Below are 13795 nucleotides of genomic sequence, written 5' to 3' on the forward strand. Positions count from 1 at the left end.
GACGCTCACTGCCCGGTTTCCGGGTCACCCGGCATCGTGGACGGCATGAACGGGAACAGGCGGACGTCGAGGCCCTCGACGTCCTGCTCGGCCGGTCACGTCCCAGGAGGTCACCCCGGTGTCGCGGTCAGGGCGAGGTCGTCCACCGTCACCGTGACGGAGGTGTCGGTGGCCTTACGAGACAAGAAGGTCAGCAGGCCGGCCCCACCCGGGACCTGGAGTCCGGAGGTCGCGTCCGTGACGGAGAGCAGCCAGTCCGGCTCGGCCGCGCCGACGGCCCAGACCTTGCCGCGGATCGTGGTCGGCGACGTGCCGGTGACCTGGACGCGTACTCGCATCGCGATGCCCGCGCCCGCTGTCAGCCGGGGGACCCACAGCGGCTGTGCGAGGTCGATCTCACCGCGGCCCGCCTCGTAGCGGATCAGCTGGAGCAGGACCTTGCCGTTGGGCCGCAGGCTCACGTGCGCCCGGTAACTCCCCACCGCCGGGACCCTGCGCCCCACGGCGGTCACGTAGATCCCGCCCCCGGTGGGGGGCCTGTCGCCGGCGAAGGTGAAGCCGAGGTCGGTTCCGGTCTCCTTCACCCCGTCCAGGTAGGCGCTGGAGCCGGTTCCGGAGGACGTCGTGATCCGGCCCTTCCCACCGTCCACCGAGTAGTCGCTCTCCGGAACGCCGACCGACCAGTGACGCTTCCCGTCGTCCGTCGTGCCGAATCCGGTGCTGACCGTGCGTCCGAACGTGTCGGACACCCGCAGCCCCCCGCCCGGGGCCACCGACGCACCCGGACTCGCCGACCCGCTGGGCGAGACCTCTCCTGAGCTCGACGGCGAGGCAGACGGGGGCCCGGAGGTGGGAGCGGAGGCGGACGAGGTGCCCGGCCCGCCGGTGCCTGAGGACGCCTGGGACCCCGCCCCGCCGAACGGCCGTAACCAGGTGAGCGCCCCCACCACGACCGCGACCAGTGCCGCCGCCACGGCGAGCGCCCTACGGCGGCCCCGCCCGGCGGCCCACCCGATGAACACCGGGGCCCGTGCCGAGGGCGGGGCCGTGGGCTCCCCGGTGGGTCCCGCGGTGTCCTCATGACCGGCCGTCCCGGCAGGATCCCGGCCGCCGGCCGGGTCCGGCGTTCCCCGATCGCCGGCCGGTTCTGCGGCGAGGCGGCTGCCCAGGCTGGTGAGTTCCACGATCGACCTGCCGCGGCCGCCGGAGACCGGGTCGATCAGGCGGGACAGCAGCTCGCCCGCCGTCGGCCGGTGCGAAGGGTCCTTCTCCAAGGCGGCGGCGACCGAGTCGCGCAACGGCGGCGGGACCGCTGACAGATCCGGTTCGTGGGTGACGATGCGGTTCAGCACGTCCGCGACGCTCGCGGCGGCGAACGGGGAGGTGCCGGTGGCGGCGAAGATCATGGTGCCCGCCCAGGCGAAGACGTCCGAGGCGGGTGAGGCGGGGGAGCCGCCCAGCTGTTCGGGCGTGAGGTAGGCGGGGGTGCCGATGAGCCCGCTGGTCATGGTGGTGACACCGTCCGCGCGGGCGATGCCGAAGTCGACCACCCGGGGACCGTCCGGGCCGAGCAGCACGTTGCTCGGTTTGAAGTCGCGGTGCACGACGCCGGCCGCGTGGATGGCGGCCAGGGCCGTCGTGGTGCCGACGGCCAGCCGTTCCAGCTCGCCGCCGCGCAGGGGGCCGTGTTCGTGCACCCGTTCCGCCAGCGTCGGCCCGTCCACGAACTCGCTCACCACGTACGGCCGTGGCCCGTCCGGCACGGCCGTGAGCACGCGGGCGGTGCAGAAGGGCGCCACGCTCTCCACCGCCGCCAGCTCGCGGGCCAGACGGGCGCGGGCCTCGGCGTCGGCCCTGATCAGCACCTTCACCGCCACCCGTTGCCCGACCGGGTCGCGGGCCAGGTAGACGATTCCCTGTCCGCCCTCCCCGAGGCGGCCCAGCAGCTCGAACTCACCCAGACGCGGAGGATCCTCAGGGGCAAGAGGGGCAACCATGCTCCATACGGTACTGATCCGCTCAGTCAAGTTCGAGGCGTCCGGGCCGAGCTCCCGCGTCCAACGCGACGAGCGCGTCCTTCCTCTGGACTGACGACAGGAAGCCAACAGGGGCGGTGCTGAGCCGTCAGAGCAGGTCGCTAGATCAGGGCGGCGAGGAGGTCCAGCGCGGTCGCCCTGCCGGGTTCGTCGGCGATGCCGTCGAAGATCTTGAACGCGTCCTCGGCCAGTTTGCGCGCCGCCTCGCGGTCGCCCTCAGCCCGGTTGACCCGGGCCAGCGCCAGCAGCGCGTGCGCGTCCAGCAGCCGGTCGCCGAGCCGTACGGCGATGGACCTGGCCCGCTGCGCGCAGTCCCTGGCGTCGGGCACCCGCCGCTGCGCCAGCCGTGCCTCGGCCAGCTCCAGCAGGGTGTCGGCGTGCCGGTGCCGGTCGCCCCGGTCATCGAAGAGGCCCGCGGCGGCGGTGAGCCGGTCGGCCGCCTCGCCGGGGCGGCCTGCCCGCCGTAGCACCGCGCCAAGCGCCTGCTGCGCCTCGGCGCCGGCCCTCCCGCCGCCGAAGGCGCGCAGAGAGGAGGTCAGCTGGCGTTCCGCCTCGTCCAGGTGGCCCTGTTCCAGGTGAACCTGGCCGATCCTGCGCCGGACCTGCGCGGCTTCCTTGCCGCTGGACGTACCGGGACCCGTGAACACCCCGAGCGCCCGGGTGAGCAGGTCCAGCGCCTCCGCCCACCGGCCCTCGGCCCGGTACAGGTCGCCCTGGTCGCGCAGGAGCAGGGCCTCGGCGCGGGCGTCACCCGTGCGCCGTGCCGCCGCGAGGCCGGTCTCGGCGACCGGCCGCCAGTCGTCCAGGAAGCGCCGCCGTTCCAGGAACGGGCCCAGCAGATGCGCGAGCCGCCACGCGCCCTCGTCGAGGCCGGCCCCGTACAGATCACCGACGAGGGCGGAGAGGAACGCGCGCTCGGCGACGAGCCACTCGACCGACTCCTTGATGTCCCCGGTCACGAAGCCGCGCATGCTCGGCTCACCGGAGACCAGCGGGAACCGGGACGCCTGCACCCGGGCGATCACGACGGCCTGGAGCCGCGCGAGCGCCTCCCGTACCGCATGCACGCCCTCCTCCTCGACCAGTCGCTCGCGGGCGTAGAGCCGGGTCAGGTCGTGCATGCGGTAACGGACCTGACCCGCCACGTCCACGGTGTGCGCCTCCAGCAGGCCGGCGTCCACGAGCGCGTCGGCCTGGTCGCCGAAGACCTGGACGGCCCAGTCGGCGACGTCGGGGGCCGACAGCGCGCCCAGCAGCCGCGTCATTCGGCGCGCCGGCACGGGCAGGCCCTCGTAGCCGACCGCGTACACGCTGCGGATCGTCTGGTCGCCCGAGTGAAGACGGTCCAGCCGCACGCGCTCGTCCTCCAGCAGGCCCGCGAGGTAACCAGGGGTCCAGCCCGGTCTGGTGGCCAGGCGGGATCCGGCGATGCGCAACGCGATGGGCAGCCCGCCGCAGAACCGCATCAGCTCCCGCACCCCGCCGTCGTCCGCCCGCTCCTCGCCGATGAGCTTGACGAGCAGGTCACGGGCCTCGCCGTCGTCCAGGACGCCCAGCGGCAGCCGTACGGCGCCGGTCAGCCCGCCGAGCGCCGACCGGCTGGTGATCACGGTGGGGCATGAGGTGAGCAGCGGCCGTACCTGGGACTCGTCGGTGGCGTCGTCCAGCACGACGAGCATGCGGCGGTTGGCGGTGTAGGTGCGCAGCAGCCGCTGCCGCCGGCCCTCCGACGCCGGTACCGCCTGGGCCGGGCAGCCGAGCCAGCGCAGGAAGTCCTCCAGGATCGCGCCGGGCCGGGTGGTCTCGCGCAGGTCCGCGTACAGGATCCCGTCGGGGAAACGCTCCCTGTGCCGCCAGGCGGCGTGTACGGCGAGTGCCGACTTGCCCACCCCGGCCGGGCCGTGCACGACGACCAGGCCGGAGAACACCTGATCGAGCAGGTCGGCGCGGCCGGTGAAGTGGGCGACGTCCCGCGGCAACAGCACCGGCGGGCCCGCGGAGACGTGCAGCATGACATCGTCGTGCAGCATGCGGTGGTAGAGAAGCTGCAGCTCGGGGTCGGGCTCGATGGCGTGCCCGCCGTCGAGTTCGTCGCGCAGCGCCGTGTACGCGGCCAGCGCCTCCACGCGCCGCCCGCTGCGATAGAGCGCCAGCATGAACTGGCCGCGGAAACGCTGCCAGAGCGGGTGCTGCGCGACCAGCATCCGCACCTCGGACAGCAGCTCGCGGTGCCGGCCCGCCTCCAGGTCGAGCTCGATCCGGCGCTCCAGGGCGAGCAGGCGAAGCTCTTCGAGTTCCTCGCGCAGCCGCCCGGTCTCGGCCCAGCGCCGCGCGTCAGGGTCCACGTCCGCCAGAACCGGTCCGCGCCACAGGTCCAGCGCCTCCCGCAGCTTCCCGCTGTCACGCCCGGACAGCCCTTCCTGTATGAGCCGACGGAAGCGGCCGACGTCGAGCTGGTCGTCGTCGATGGCCAGCGTGTACGTGCCGGACACGGTGGTGATGACGTCCTGGCCGATCAGCTGCCTGAGCCGGCCGACGTAGCCGCGGATCAGCGAGTCCGACCGGTCACCCTCCTCCAGCGGCCACAGCAGCTGTCGCAGCCGCTCGACGGTGAGCGGTCGGCGGGCGTTGAGCGCGAACATCGCCAGCAGGTCACGGTGCTTCGGAGCGGTGGGAGTGCGATCCTCTGCGCCGTCACGTATCGACAATGCCCCCATAATCCGAAATTCCATGACAAATCCCCGGGTACGGCGGGCAGGATGTGGCGTCAAAGCCCCCACGATCCCACAGCTCCACCGCGTCTCGCGCCGGGATTCCCCACCATTCCTGACCAATGAGCAGGTGTCGGTTTCCGAAGCCGAGCTGGTCCCGCCGCCCCGGTCCGCCCGGCCGAGCCTGGGCGGCGACGGCGTGTCGTGCAACCTCAGGACGGTGGCGCCCGCCGCGGCCCACGCCGCCGGGGGCGCGGCCGACGGCTCGCCCAGGCGCCCTCGCGCGCGAGCCGTCGCGGTGCCGTACGTCGCCGGCGCTATGACGGGGACGGGGCCGCGCACCGGGTGGCGAGGCCGTCCAGGAGGCAGCCGAGGCCGAACGCGAAGCGCCGCTCGCTCTCATGCTCGACGTCGATCTCACCCGTGGCGGCCATCCGGCCGGCCAGCGTCGGGTGGCGTTCGGCGACCTGGCGTAGATACTCGGCCGCCCGCTCGTCCCATTCGGACCCGGTCCCGCTCATGCGGGCCAGCGTGTCGCGCCAGGCGACCTCCGCGATGACCGCGCCGACCACGTGGTCGTTGACGGCGGCCATGGCGGCGTCGAGGTCGGAGCCGGTGAACCCGGCGTGCTCCAGCAGGCGCAGCCCGGTCTCGGCCAGGGCGAGCGCGTTCGGGCCGAGGTTGGGCCTGACGGTCAGTTCGGACAGGGCCCACCGGTGGCGCAGCAGCATGGCGCGGTTGCTGCGGGCCAGCGCCGCCAGGCCGTCCCGCCAGCCGGACGTGCCGGGGCCGGCGCTCACCTCGGCCAGTACGCGGTCGAGGGCCAGTTCCAGCAGGTCGTCCTTGGTGTGGACATACCAGTACAGCGACCCGGCGGTCACCCCGAGGGAGGTGGCGACGCGACGCATCGACAGGCCGCGGTGGCCTTCGGCGTCGAGGACGGCGACCGCCACGTCGACGATCCGCTCGCGGGTGAGCTGGCGGTCGCGCGGCGGCCGCTCGGGACGCAGCCACACGGACCCGCCGGAGGACTCTGACGACGGCACGCGATCACCCTACCCGCCTTGACGTCGCCTTCCGATTCCCTTATACAACGTTCAATAGTGTTAAACGATGTTTAAGGAGGAGTCGGATGTCCGCTCCCACCCCGCTGTTCCGCGCGAACGGCCCGCTGACGGGTGAGGTGCACGTGAGCGTGCTCGGCCCTGAGTCCGGGCCGCCTGCGGTCCTCGTGCACGGCTCCACGAGCTGGGGCGACGACCCGGTGTACGGTTTCGCGGCGCAACGCCCGCTGGCCGGCCGGTTCCGGCTGCTCCTGATGGACCGCCGAGGCTACGGCGGCAGCCCGGACGCCGGGGACAGGTTCCCCGGCGACTACCTGGCCGACGCCGACGACGTCGCCGAACTCCTCGGCGAGGGCGCGCACCTGGTCGGCCACTCCTACGGCGCCGTCGGAGCCATGATCGCGGCGGCGCGCAGGCCGGAGGCGGTGCGCTCGCTCACCCTGGTCGAGCCAGGCTGCTACCAGGCGGCCGCCGACCACCCCGCCGTGGCCGAGGCGCTGCGCGCCAACCGCGCCGCCTACGCCGACCTTCCCGACCTCACACCCGAGGAGTGGCTGCGGACCGCCGCCGACTCGGTCGGCACGCCGGAGCCGGAGACAGGCGATCGGCGGTTGCGCGCGGCCGCCACGGCGCTGCGCGAACGCGTCTGCTGGGAGGCGGGTCTCCCGCTGCCGGCGCTGCGGGCGGCGGCCTTCCCCAAGCTGGTCGTCTCGGGCACCTGGGAGGAGGCCCCCGGGCCGTACCGGGAGCGCGGCGGTGTCCCTCTCATGGCCTGCGCGCGCGTCACCGCCGAGCGGATCGGAGCACGGCACGAGCAGGTGCCGGGCAGCGCCCACTACCCGCACGTCGAGGCGCCGGAGCGGCTCAACGCGCTGCTCACCGCCTTCTGGTCCGGCGCGTGAACGGCCGCCCTCGCGTGGTCGTTCCCCGACGTCAGGGATGGTTCGGATGAGCTTCGGAGGCGAACCAGACGGTGATGGACAAGCCGCCTTCGGGGCGTGCGCCGGCGATGAGGGTGGCGCGGTGCGCCTGGGCGACGGCGTTGACGATGGCGAGGCCGAGGCCGTAGCCGTCGTGGTGGCCGTGACGATCGGGTGCCAGTCTCTGGAAGGGCTGGAAGAGGCGCTGGACCTGGTCACCGGGTATGACCGGTCCGCTGTTGGTGACCGTAAGGGCCACCTGGGTGCCGCAGGACTGAGTGGCGACCCTCACGTGCCCGTCCGGGAGGTTGTGGCGGATGGCGTTGTCGATGAGGTTGGCGACGAGGCTTTCGATCAGTCCCGGGTCCCCGGCCGTCACCGCGGGCGACAGGTGTTCGGTGAGGTCGACGCCCTTCTCCGCGACCTGGTGACGGCGGGAGGCGAGCACTCCTTCGACGATGTGGGCAAGATCGAGGGCGTCCCGGCGGGTGACGCCGCGCTCGCCGGTGGCCAGGGCGAGCAGTGCCTGGACGAGCCGCTCCTGGTGTTCGCCGAGGGCGAGGGCCTCCTGGCAGGCCGAGCGCAGGGTGTCGGTGTCGGCGTCGGGGTCGGCGAGGGCGACTTCAAGGAGGGTGCGCAGGCCGGCGAGCGGGGTGCGCAACTCGTGGGAGGCGTTGGCGACGAAGTGGCGCTGGGCGTCGAAGGAGGCCTGAAGGCGGGCGAACAGGTCGTCGAGGGTATGGCCGAGTTCGGTCAGCTCGTCCATGGACTCGCCGAGGTCAAGGCGCCGGTGGAGGTCGCCGGCGGAGATGATTTTGGCGGTGGCGGTGATGGCGCGCAGCGGACGCAGGAACCGGCCGGAGACGAACCAGCCGAGGGTCAGGGCGACGGGAATCAGAAGGGCCAGGGCGACGGCGGACCCCGTGAGAAGTCGGGGAGGGCCGATCCCGGGCCCGGCTTCGGCGGTCGCACCCGGCGAAGGACGGCCTGCGGACGTGGCCGCGTCGACGCTGGCGAGCGGGACGGCGACGAACAGGAGCACGAGGACTCCGGCGGCGTAGATGCCCGCCGCGTAGGCGAGCGCGAGCCGCGTCTGCAAGGACCTTCCGGCGAGCCGCAGGCAGGTCATGACGGTCCGATGCGGTAGCCGCCTTCGCGGACGGTCTCGATCACGGGCGGGTCGCCGAGCTTGGCCCGTAGCCGGTGCACGGTGTGCTTGACGGCGCTGCTGAAGGGATCGGCGGCCTCGTCCCAGACGCGCTCAAGGAGTTCCTCGGCGGAGACGACCAGGCCGGGTACGGCGAGCAGGCATTCGAGCAGGGCGAACTCCCTGGGGCTCAGCTCAAGGCGCCGACCGGCCCGGAACACGGCACGGCGGGCCGGATCGAGGGTGATGTCCCCACATGCCAGGGTCGGCGGCAGCGGCGGGGTGGCACGGCGGGCCAGGGCACGGACGCGGGCGACCAGTTCGGTGAACGCGAACGGTTTGGGCAGGTAGTCGTCGGCGCCGAGACCCAGCCCGTCGACACGGTCCTCGATCGTGCCGGAGGCGGTGAGCATCAGTACACGGGTCACACAGCGGCTGTGGGCGAGTCGCCTGCAGATCTCGTCCCCGTGGACGCCGGGCAGGTCGCGGTCGAGGAGCACCACGTCGTAGCGGGTGGCGGCCAGGCGCTCAAGGGCGGTGGTTCCGTCCAGGACGACGTCGACGGCCATGCCCTCGCGGCGCAGCCCGGTTCCGATGGAGCGGGCGAGGATCTCGAAGTCCTCGACGACGAGGACTCTCACCGCTCACCGCCGCTCGTCGCGCGGGCAGGACGGCCGGTCCGGCCGCCGGGTCGGGAAGGCATGGGTCAACGATGCCAGATCCCCGGTCGCAGCCAGGTCGCAGCGGCTGCGACCTGGCTGGAACCGGGTGCCGCGTACAACCGTCGGCATGAGTTCATTCACGCCCCACCGGTCCGTCCGGCGGGCCGGTTTCCTTCGGACGCTGCGCGCGGAGTGGACGAGGTTCCGCTCCGCACGAGGCCGGGTGCTCGCCATGGTGGCCTCCGTGCTGGTCACCGTTTCGCTCGGGCTGCTGATCGCCGCAGGCGCCCGCAGCACCTGCGTGACCGGGAAGGGCGAGGGCCCCTGCCCCGCGCCCCTGGTGGGACCCGACGGCACGGCGGTGATGGACAAGTACTACTTCGTGCACCAGACGCTCAAGGGGAACGGCGGCGTCACCGCCCGTGTATCGGACATGACCGGGCTGATCCGGCTGCCGGACGCCGTACCCGGGGTGCGCAACGTCAAGGAGGGGGTGGTGCCGTGGGCGAAGGCCGGCCTCCTGGTCAGGCAGAGCCTCGAACAGGGCACGCCGTATGCCGCCGTCATGCTCACCGGAGATCACGGCGTGCGGATGCAGTACAACTACGTCCACGACGTGCCCGGCGGTCCTCACAACGGCCCGCAGTGGCTACGGCTGACCAGGTCGGGCGACACCGTCACCGGCTACGAGTCGGACGACGGCAGGACGTGGACCGAGATCGGCACGGTCACGCTGACCGGGCTGCCGGAGGCGGTCGAGATCGGGCTGTTCGCCGCCTCGCCAGGCGCCCTGTGGGATATGGCGCAGGCCTTCGCCCAGGCCACCGCGACCTTCGACCGGATCACGCTGCAGGGCGCGAACGGTTCGTGGCGCCATGACGACGTCGGCGTCGTCATGGAGTCCGACGGCAGGACCCCCCATCACCCGGGCGGGGTCGTCGAGTCCGGCGACAAGCTCATCGTGACCGGGGGCGGTGACATCGGGCCCGCCACGGTGGAGGGCGGTCTGCGCGCCGACCTCATGCTGATCGGCGGGGCCGTGGGACTGGTCCCGATGCTCGTGGCGGCGGTCATGTTCCTTTCTGCGGGACACCGGAGCGGGCCGATCGGGAACGGCCCGCCGGTCGAGCCGCATCCGGCGCGGCCGCTGGCGGCCAAGGCCGCGGTGGTCGGCGTGGCCGCGTTCGTGACGGGGCTGGCGGCCTCGGGAGTCGTGGTCCCTGCCGGCCTGGCGATGTTGCGCGCCAACCAGAACCCGGTCCAGCCGATCACCCTGGGTACCGAACTACGGGTGATCGTCGGCTACGCGGCGCTGACCGCGGCCGCCTGCGTGCTGGCTCTGGGCCTGGCCGCGCTGGTCAGGCGGGCTGTCGTCGCCGTCGGGCTGGCCGTCGCGCTTGTCGTCGTGCCCCACCTGCTGGCGGCCGCGGGTGTGGCGCCGTGGCTGCTGACGATCACCCCTGCCGCCGGGTTCGCGATCACACAGAGCGTCCCCACGTTCGCGCATGTGGACGTGGACCCGTCACCGCTGGGAGGCCACTACCCACTCCCGCCATGGGCAGGTTTGGCCGTGACCTGTGGATACGCCGCCTTCACCCTGGGGGTGGCGATCGCCGCACGCCGGCCCTCGCGCGCGGCTCGGCTCTGACGCGTGGGTGGTTCCGGGCGGTCGTCGGTCCAGCCGACCGCCCGGAACGGGCCCGGATCAGTCGTGGTCCGCCGGCGTCAGGGAGGCACCCCAGAAGTCGGCGTAGCGGCCGGCGCGGCGGAGCAGTTCGTCGTGGCCTCCCTCCTCCACGATCCGGCCTCCGTCGAGGAAGGCGATACGGTCGGCACGCCGGACGGTTCGCATCCGATGAGCGACCATCACGACCGTCCGGCCGGCCATCAGGCGTTCGATGCCCTCGTGGACGGCCGCCTCGTTCACCGGGTCCAGGGCGGAGGTCACCTCGTCCAGGAGCACGATGGGCGCGTCCTTCAGCAGCGCGCGAGCGATCGAGACACGCTGACGTTCGCCTCCCGACAGCAGCGCGCCGCCTTCGCCGACCTTCGCCGCCCATCCGCCGGGCAGCCGGTTGATCACCTCGTCCAGCCGCGCGGCGCTCGCCGCCGTCCGCAGTTCGGCCTCGGTGGCCTCGGGGCGGCCCAGCCGTACGTTGTCCTCAATCGTGCCGTCGAAGAGGTGGACGTCCTGGAAGACGATGGCGATCCGCGCCGTCAACACCTCGGTGTCGATGGCACGCACGTCCACCCCTCCTACGCGCACCGCGCCCGCGTCCACGTCGTGGAACCGTGCGAGCAACTGCAGCAGCGTGCTCTTGCCCGCGCCTGAGGGGCCGACCACGGCGAGCCGCTGCCCCTCGGGCACCGTCAACGACAGGTCGTCGAACACCGTGCGGTCACCATGCCGGAAGGCGACGGACTCCACCTCCAAACCGTGACCCACCGGCTGGATCGGCTGCGGTGCCTCCGGCAGCGGCTCGGTGCGCAGGACCGCGTCGAGCCTGGCCAGTTCGGAGCGTGCGGCGCGGAGCTTGCCGCCGATGTCGGCCAGCGACAGGACCGGATCGGCGCAGCGGGCGGTCAGCACCAGGATCGTCAGCACCTCCGCCACACCGATGCTCCCGCCGAGCGCGAGGTAGGCGCCCAGAACAAGCAACACGGTGAACATCGCCTGCACCACGAGCGTCAAGCCGATCATGCCGGGCAGCACCGACAACACGGTACGGCGGGAAGCGCGCTGAAGTTCCCGCAGCGCGTCGTCGAGCAACGCGAAACGTTGGACGCTCCGCCCGCCGGCGCGCAGCACCGGCTGAGCCTGAAGGAACTCGACGACCCGCCCGGTGGCCTCGGCGTCACGTTCGTGGCGGCCTGCGTCGTCCGCGGCCATCGAGCGGCCGGTCCAGATCTGGATCGCCGCCACGAACGGCACGGCGGCCAGCGCGGCCAGCCCCAGCTGCCAGTTGAAGGCGAGCATCACGCCGACGATCGTCACGGGGGTGACGAAGGCGGAGACGTAGGGCGCCAGCAGGTGCGCGATCGCGCCCATCGTCTCCAGCACGCCCTGGCCGGCCAGGACGGACACCTCCCCGACCCGGCCGGCGCTGTACCAGCCGAGGGGCAGCCGGGCCAGATGATCGCCGAGGCGGTGATACATCCCGCGCAACAGCGTGATTCCGGCGCGGAAACCCAGCAGATCGCTGACATAGCGCAGCACCGCGTAGATCACGACCGCGCCGCCGAACGCGATCAGCCAGGGCAGCGCGTCCGCGGGGGCGCCGCCGAACAGGGCCCGCAGCACGGGAACCAGCAGGGCGTAGGACAAACCCTCGACGATCGCGGTCGTCGTCATCAAGGCCACGGTGCGACGCACCGGCCGGGCGTGATCATGGCCCAGGACGCGTAGCAGCATGCGGATCATCGGTACTCCCTGGATCGCCAGAAGGCGGCGAATCTCCCGTTCGCCGCCAGGAGGTCGGCGGGCCTGCCCTGCTCGACGATCGACCCGTTGTCCAGCATCACGACGGTGTCGGCGTCGGCGACCGTCTCAAGGCGGTGGGCGATGACCAGGATCGTGCGATCGCCCTCCAGCGCCCTCAGCGCCTGCCGTACCGCCTGCTCGGTCTGCGGGTCGGCGAACGCGGTCGCCTCGTCCAGCACCAGGACGGGCGTGTCGGCGAGCAGCGCGCGAGCGAGCGCGATCCGCTGCGCCTCGCCACCCGACAGCCCGGCCTCCTGCCCGATCACCGTGTCGTAGCCGTGTGGCAGCTCAAGGATCCGATCATGGATGTTCGCCGTCCGGGCGGCGCGCACCACCTCGTCGAGACCGGCGTGCGGTACGGCGAGCATGATGTTGTCGGCGACCGACGCGCGCAGCAGGCGCACGTCCTGGAAGACGAAGGAGACCGTCCGGTAGAGGTCATGGCTGCTGATCCGGCGCAGATCGACGCCGCCCAGGGTGATCGAACCGTGGGCCGGGTCGAAGAAGCGCGGCAGCAACCGGACCAGTGTGGACTTGCCGCCGCCCGAGGGCCCGACGATCGCGGTGACCGTGCCCGGTTCGAGGACCAGGTCGATCCCGCGCAGCACCTCGCGATCGTCTTCGTAGCCGAAGCGGACGCCCCGCAGTTCCACCCGGTGGCCCTGTGGCGCGATCGGGCGCGCGGGCTCCGGCAGCGGCGCAACCTCAAGCACGTCCCGAATCCGGCCGACCGCGCGCCTGGCGGCCTGCAGGTCGTCGAAGCCGTGGGCGATGAGGGCCGCAACCGGAGCTGTCAGTCCCAGTCCCAGCAGCAGGAAGGGCAGCAGGTCGGCCGGGGGCAGGCCACCGGTCGTGATCAGGACGGTGCCGCCGATCAGGACGACCAGCAGTGCGAACGGCGGTGACAGCACCAGCTGCATTCCGGCGGCGATCACCGAGATGCCGCGCACGAAGCGGTGGTAGACGTCGACGAAATCGTCGGTGGCCGTGCGGAACCTGCGGTGGGCGCGCCCGGAACCGCCGAACGCCTTGACCACGGAGATGCCCTGGACGAACTCGACGACGGAATCGGCGATCCGTCCCATGGCCGCGTCGAACCGCCTCTCCTCGCGCAGCCGGGCCGGGGTCATCATCAGCGGGACGTGCGCCAGGGCCAGCACCACCGGGATCAGCGTGATCAACGTGAGCCGCCAGTCGACGGTGAACAGGTAGGCCAGCGAGAGCAGCGGCACCACGAACGCGGAGACGAGTTCGCCGGGGGAGTGGGCGATGAACGGGTGCACGGCACTGACGTCCTGGCCCACCACCTTGGTCAGCTCGCCGGTCCGGCGCCGGGAGAACCAGCCGATCGGCACACGTCCCAGCCGCTCCGCCAGGTGCCGGCGCAGGGCCAGTTGCACCTGACCGTCGAGCAGGTGCCCGATTCCGGACGACGCGGCCGTGAACAGCAGCCGGACAAGCAAGCCGGCCGCACCGGCGATCACGACGAACCAGACACGATCGTGATCGATCGGGCCAGACGCCAGCAGGGCGCGCCCCAGTTCGACGACCGCCAGCAGCGGTGCCAGCCCCGCGACGGCGCCGATCACCTGCAGGATGACAACGGCGGTGAAGCTCCATCGGTAGGGGCGCAGCAGTCCCGCAACGGACTGTTCCCCCGTGTCGTCGGCGTCCGGTGAGGGTGGATGCTGCTCCCTCGGCGGTGCGAGGTCGGTCGTGGTCATCGTTCTCCTGTCTTCTCTGCGGGCCCCTGCCGGCCGAAGAGGGCCCTTCC

At 72.5% G+C, this 13795-nt stretch carries 9 protein-coding genes; 2 read left to right on the forward strand and 7 right to left on the reverse strand.

All coding sequences use genetic code 11. The features are described from left to right. Positions 1 to 110: 110 nt before the first annotated feature. From ACFOYY_RS39280 to ACFOYY_RS39290, 3 genes are all read right to left on the reverse strand, one after another. The gene (locus tag ACFOYY_RS39280; RefSeq protein WP_386196363.1) at positions 111 to 1997 is read right to left on the reverse strand and encodes a serine/threonine-protein kinase; all 1887 of its coding nucleotides are present in this window, start codon (positions 1995 to 1997) and stop codon (positions 111 to 113) included. 140 nt (positions 1998 to 2137) lie between these two features. Next, entirely contained in the window at positions 2138 to 4768 is a 2631-nt protein-coding gene (locus tag ACFOYY_RS39285) for an AfsR/SARP family transcriptional regulator (RefSeq protein ID WP_386196365.1), read from the reverse strand. Positions 4769 to 5064: 296 nt separating this feature from the next. Continuing rightward, a complete protein-coding gene (locus ACFOYY_RS39290; protein WP_386196367.1) occupies positions 5065 to 5793 on the reverse strand; it encodes a TetR/AcrR family transcriptional regulator C-terminal domain-containing protein in 729 nt (242 codons plus the stop codon). An 86-nt stretch (positions 5794 to 5879) separates the two neighbouring features. On the opposite strand from ACFOYY_RS39290, the gene ACFOYY_RS39295 reads away from it, so the two are divergent. Then, the gene (locus ACFOYY_RS39295) at positions 5880 to 6713 is read left to right on the forward strand and encodes an alpha/beta fold hydrolase (RefSeq protein WP_386196369.1); all 834 of its coding nucleotides are present in this window, start codon (positions 5880 to 5882) and stop codon (positions 6711 to 6713) included. Between the two features lie 31 nt (positions 6714 to 6744). On the opposite strand, the gene ACFOYY_RS39300 is transcribed toward ACFOYY_RS39295, so the two are convergent. After that, the gene (locus tag ACFOYY_RS39300; RefSeq protein ID WP_386196371.1) at positions 6745 to 7860 is read right to left on the reverse strand and encodes a sensor histidine kinase; all 1116 of its coding nucleotides are present in this window, start codon (positions 7858 to 7860) and stop codon (positions 6745 to 6747) included. After that, on the reverse strand, positions 7857 to 8519 hold the full coding sequence (locus ACFOYY_RS39305) for a response regulator transcription factor (RefSeq protein ID WP_386196373.1): 663 nt from the start codon (positions 8517 to 8519) through the stop codon (positions 7857 to 7859). Before ACFOYY_RS39305 ends, ACFOYY_RS39300 begins: the two co-directional genes overlap by 4 nt. Before the next feature lie 148 nt (positions 8520 to 8667). Between ACFOYY_RS39305 and ACFOYY_RS39310 the strand changes: the two genes are divergently transcribed. Beyond that, positions 8668 to 10188 carry a hypothetical protein gene (locus ACFOYY_RS39310; protein WP_386196375.1) on the forward strand — a complete coding sequence of 507 codons (1521 nt, stop codon included), beginning with the start codon at positions 8668 to 8670 and terminating at the stop codon, positions 10186 to 10188. Between the two features lie 57 nt (positions 10189 to 10245). Here ACFOYY_RS39310 and ACFOYY_RS39315 read toward each other — a convergent pair whose 3' ends face one another. Continuing rightward, positions 10246 to 11961 (reverse strand): ABC transporter ATP-binding protein, encoded by a 1716-nt coding sequence (locus tag ACFOYY_RS39315; protein WP_386196377.1) that lies wholly within the window; start codon positions 11959 to 11961, stop codon positions 10246 to 10248. Continuing rightward, the gene (locus ACFOYY_RS39320; protein ID WP_386196379.1) at positions 11958 to 13745 is read right to left on the reverse strand and encodes an ABC transporter ATP-binding protein; all 1788 of its coding nucleotides are present in this window, start codon (positions 13743 to 13745) and stop codon (positions 11958 to 11960) included. The genes ACFOYY_RS39315 and ACFOYY_RS39320 overlap by 4 nt, the downstream gene beginning before the upstream one ends. Positions 13746 to 13795 lie beyond the last annotated feature (50 nt).

It is taken from the genome of Streptosporangium jomthongense, assembly GCF_042650425.1.
In the GTDB taxonomy this organism is placed as follows: domain Bacteria; phylum Actinomycetota; class Actinomycetes; order Streptosporangiales; family Streptosporangiaceae; genus Streptosporangium.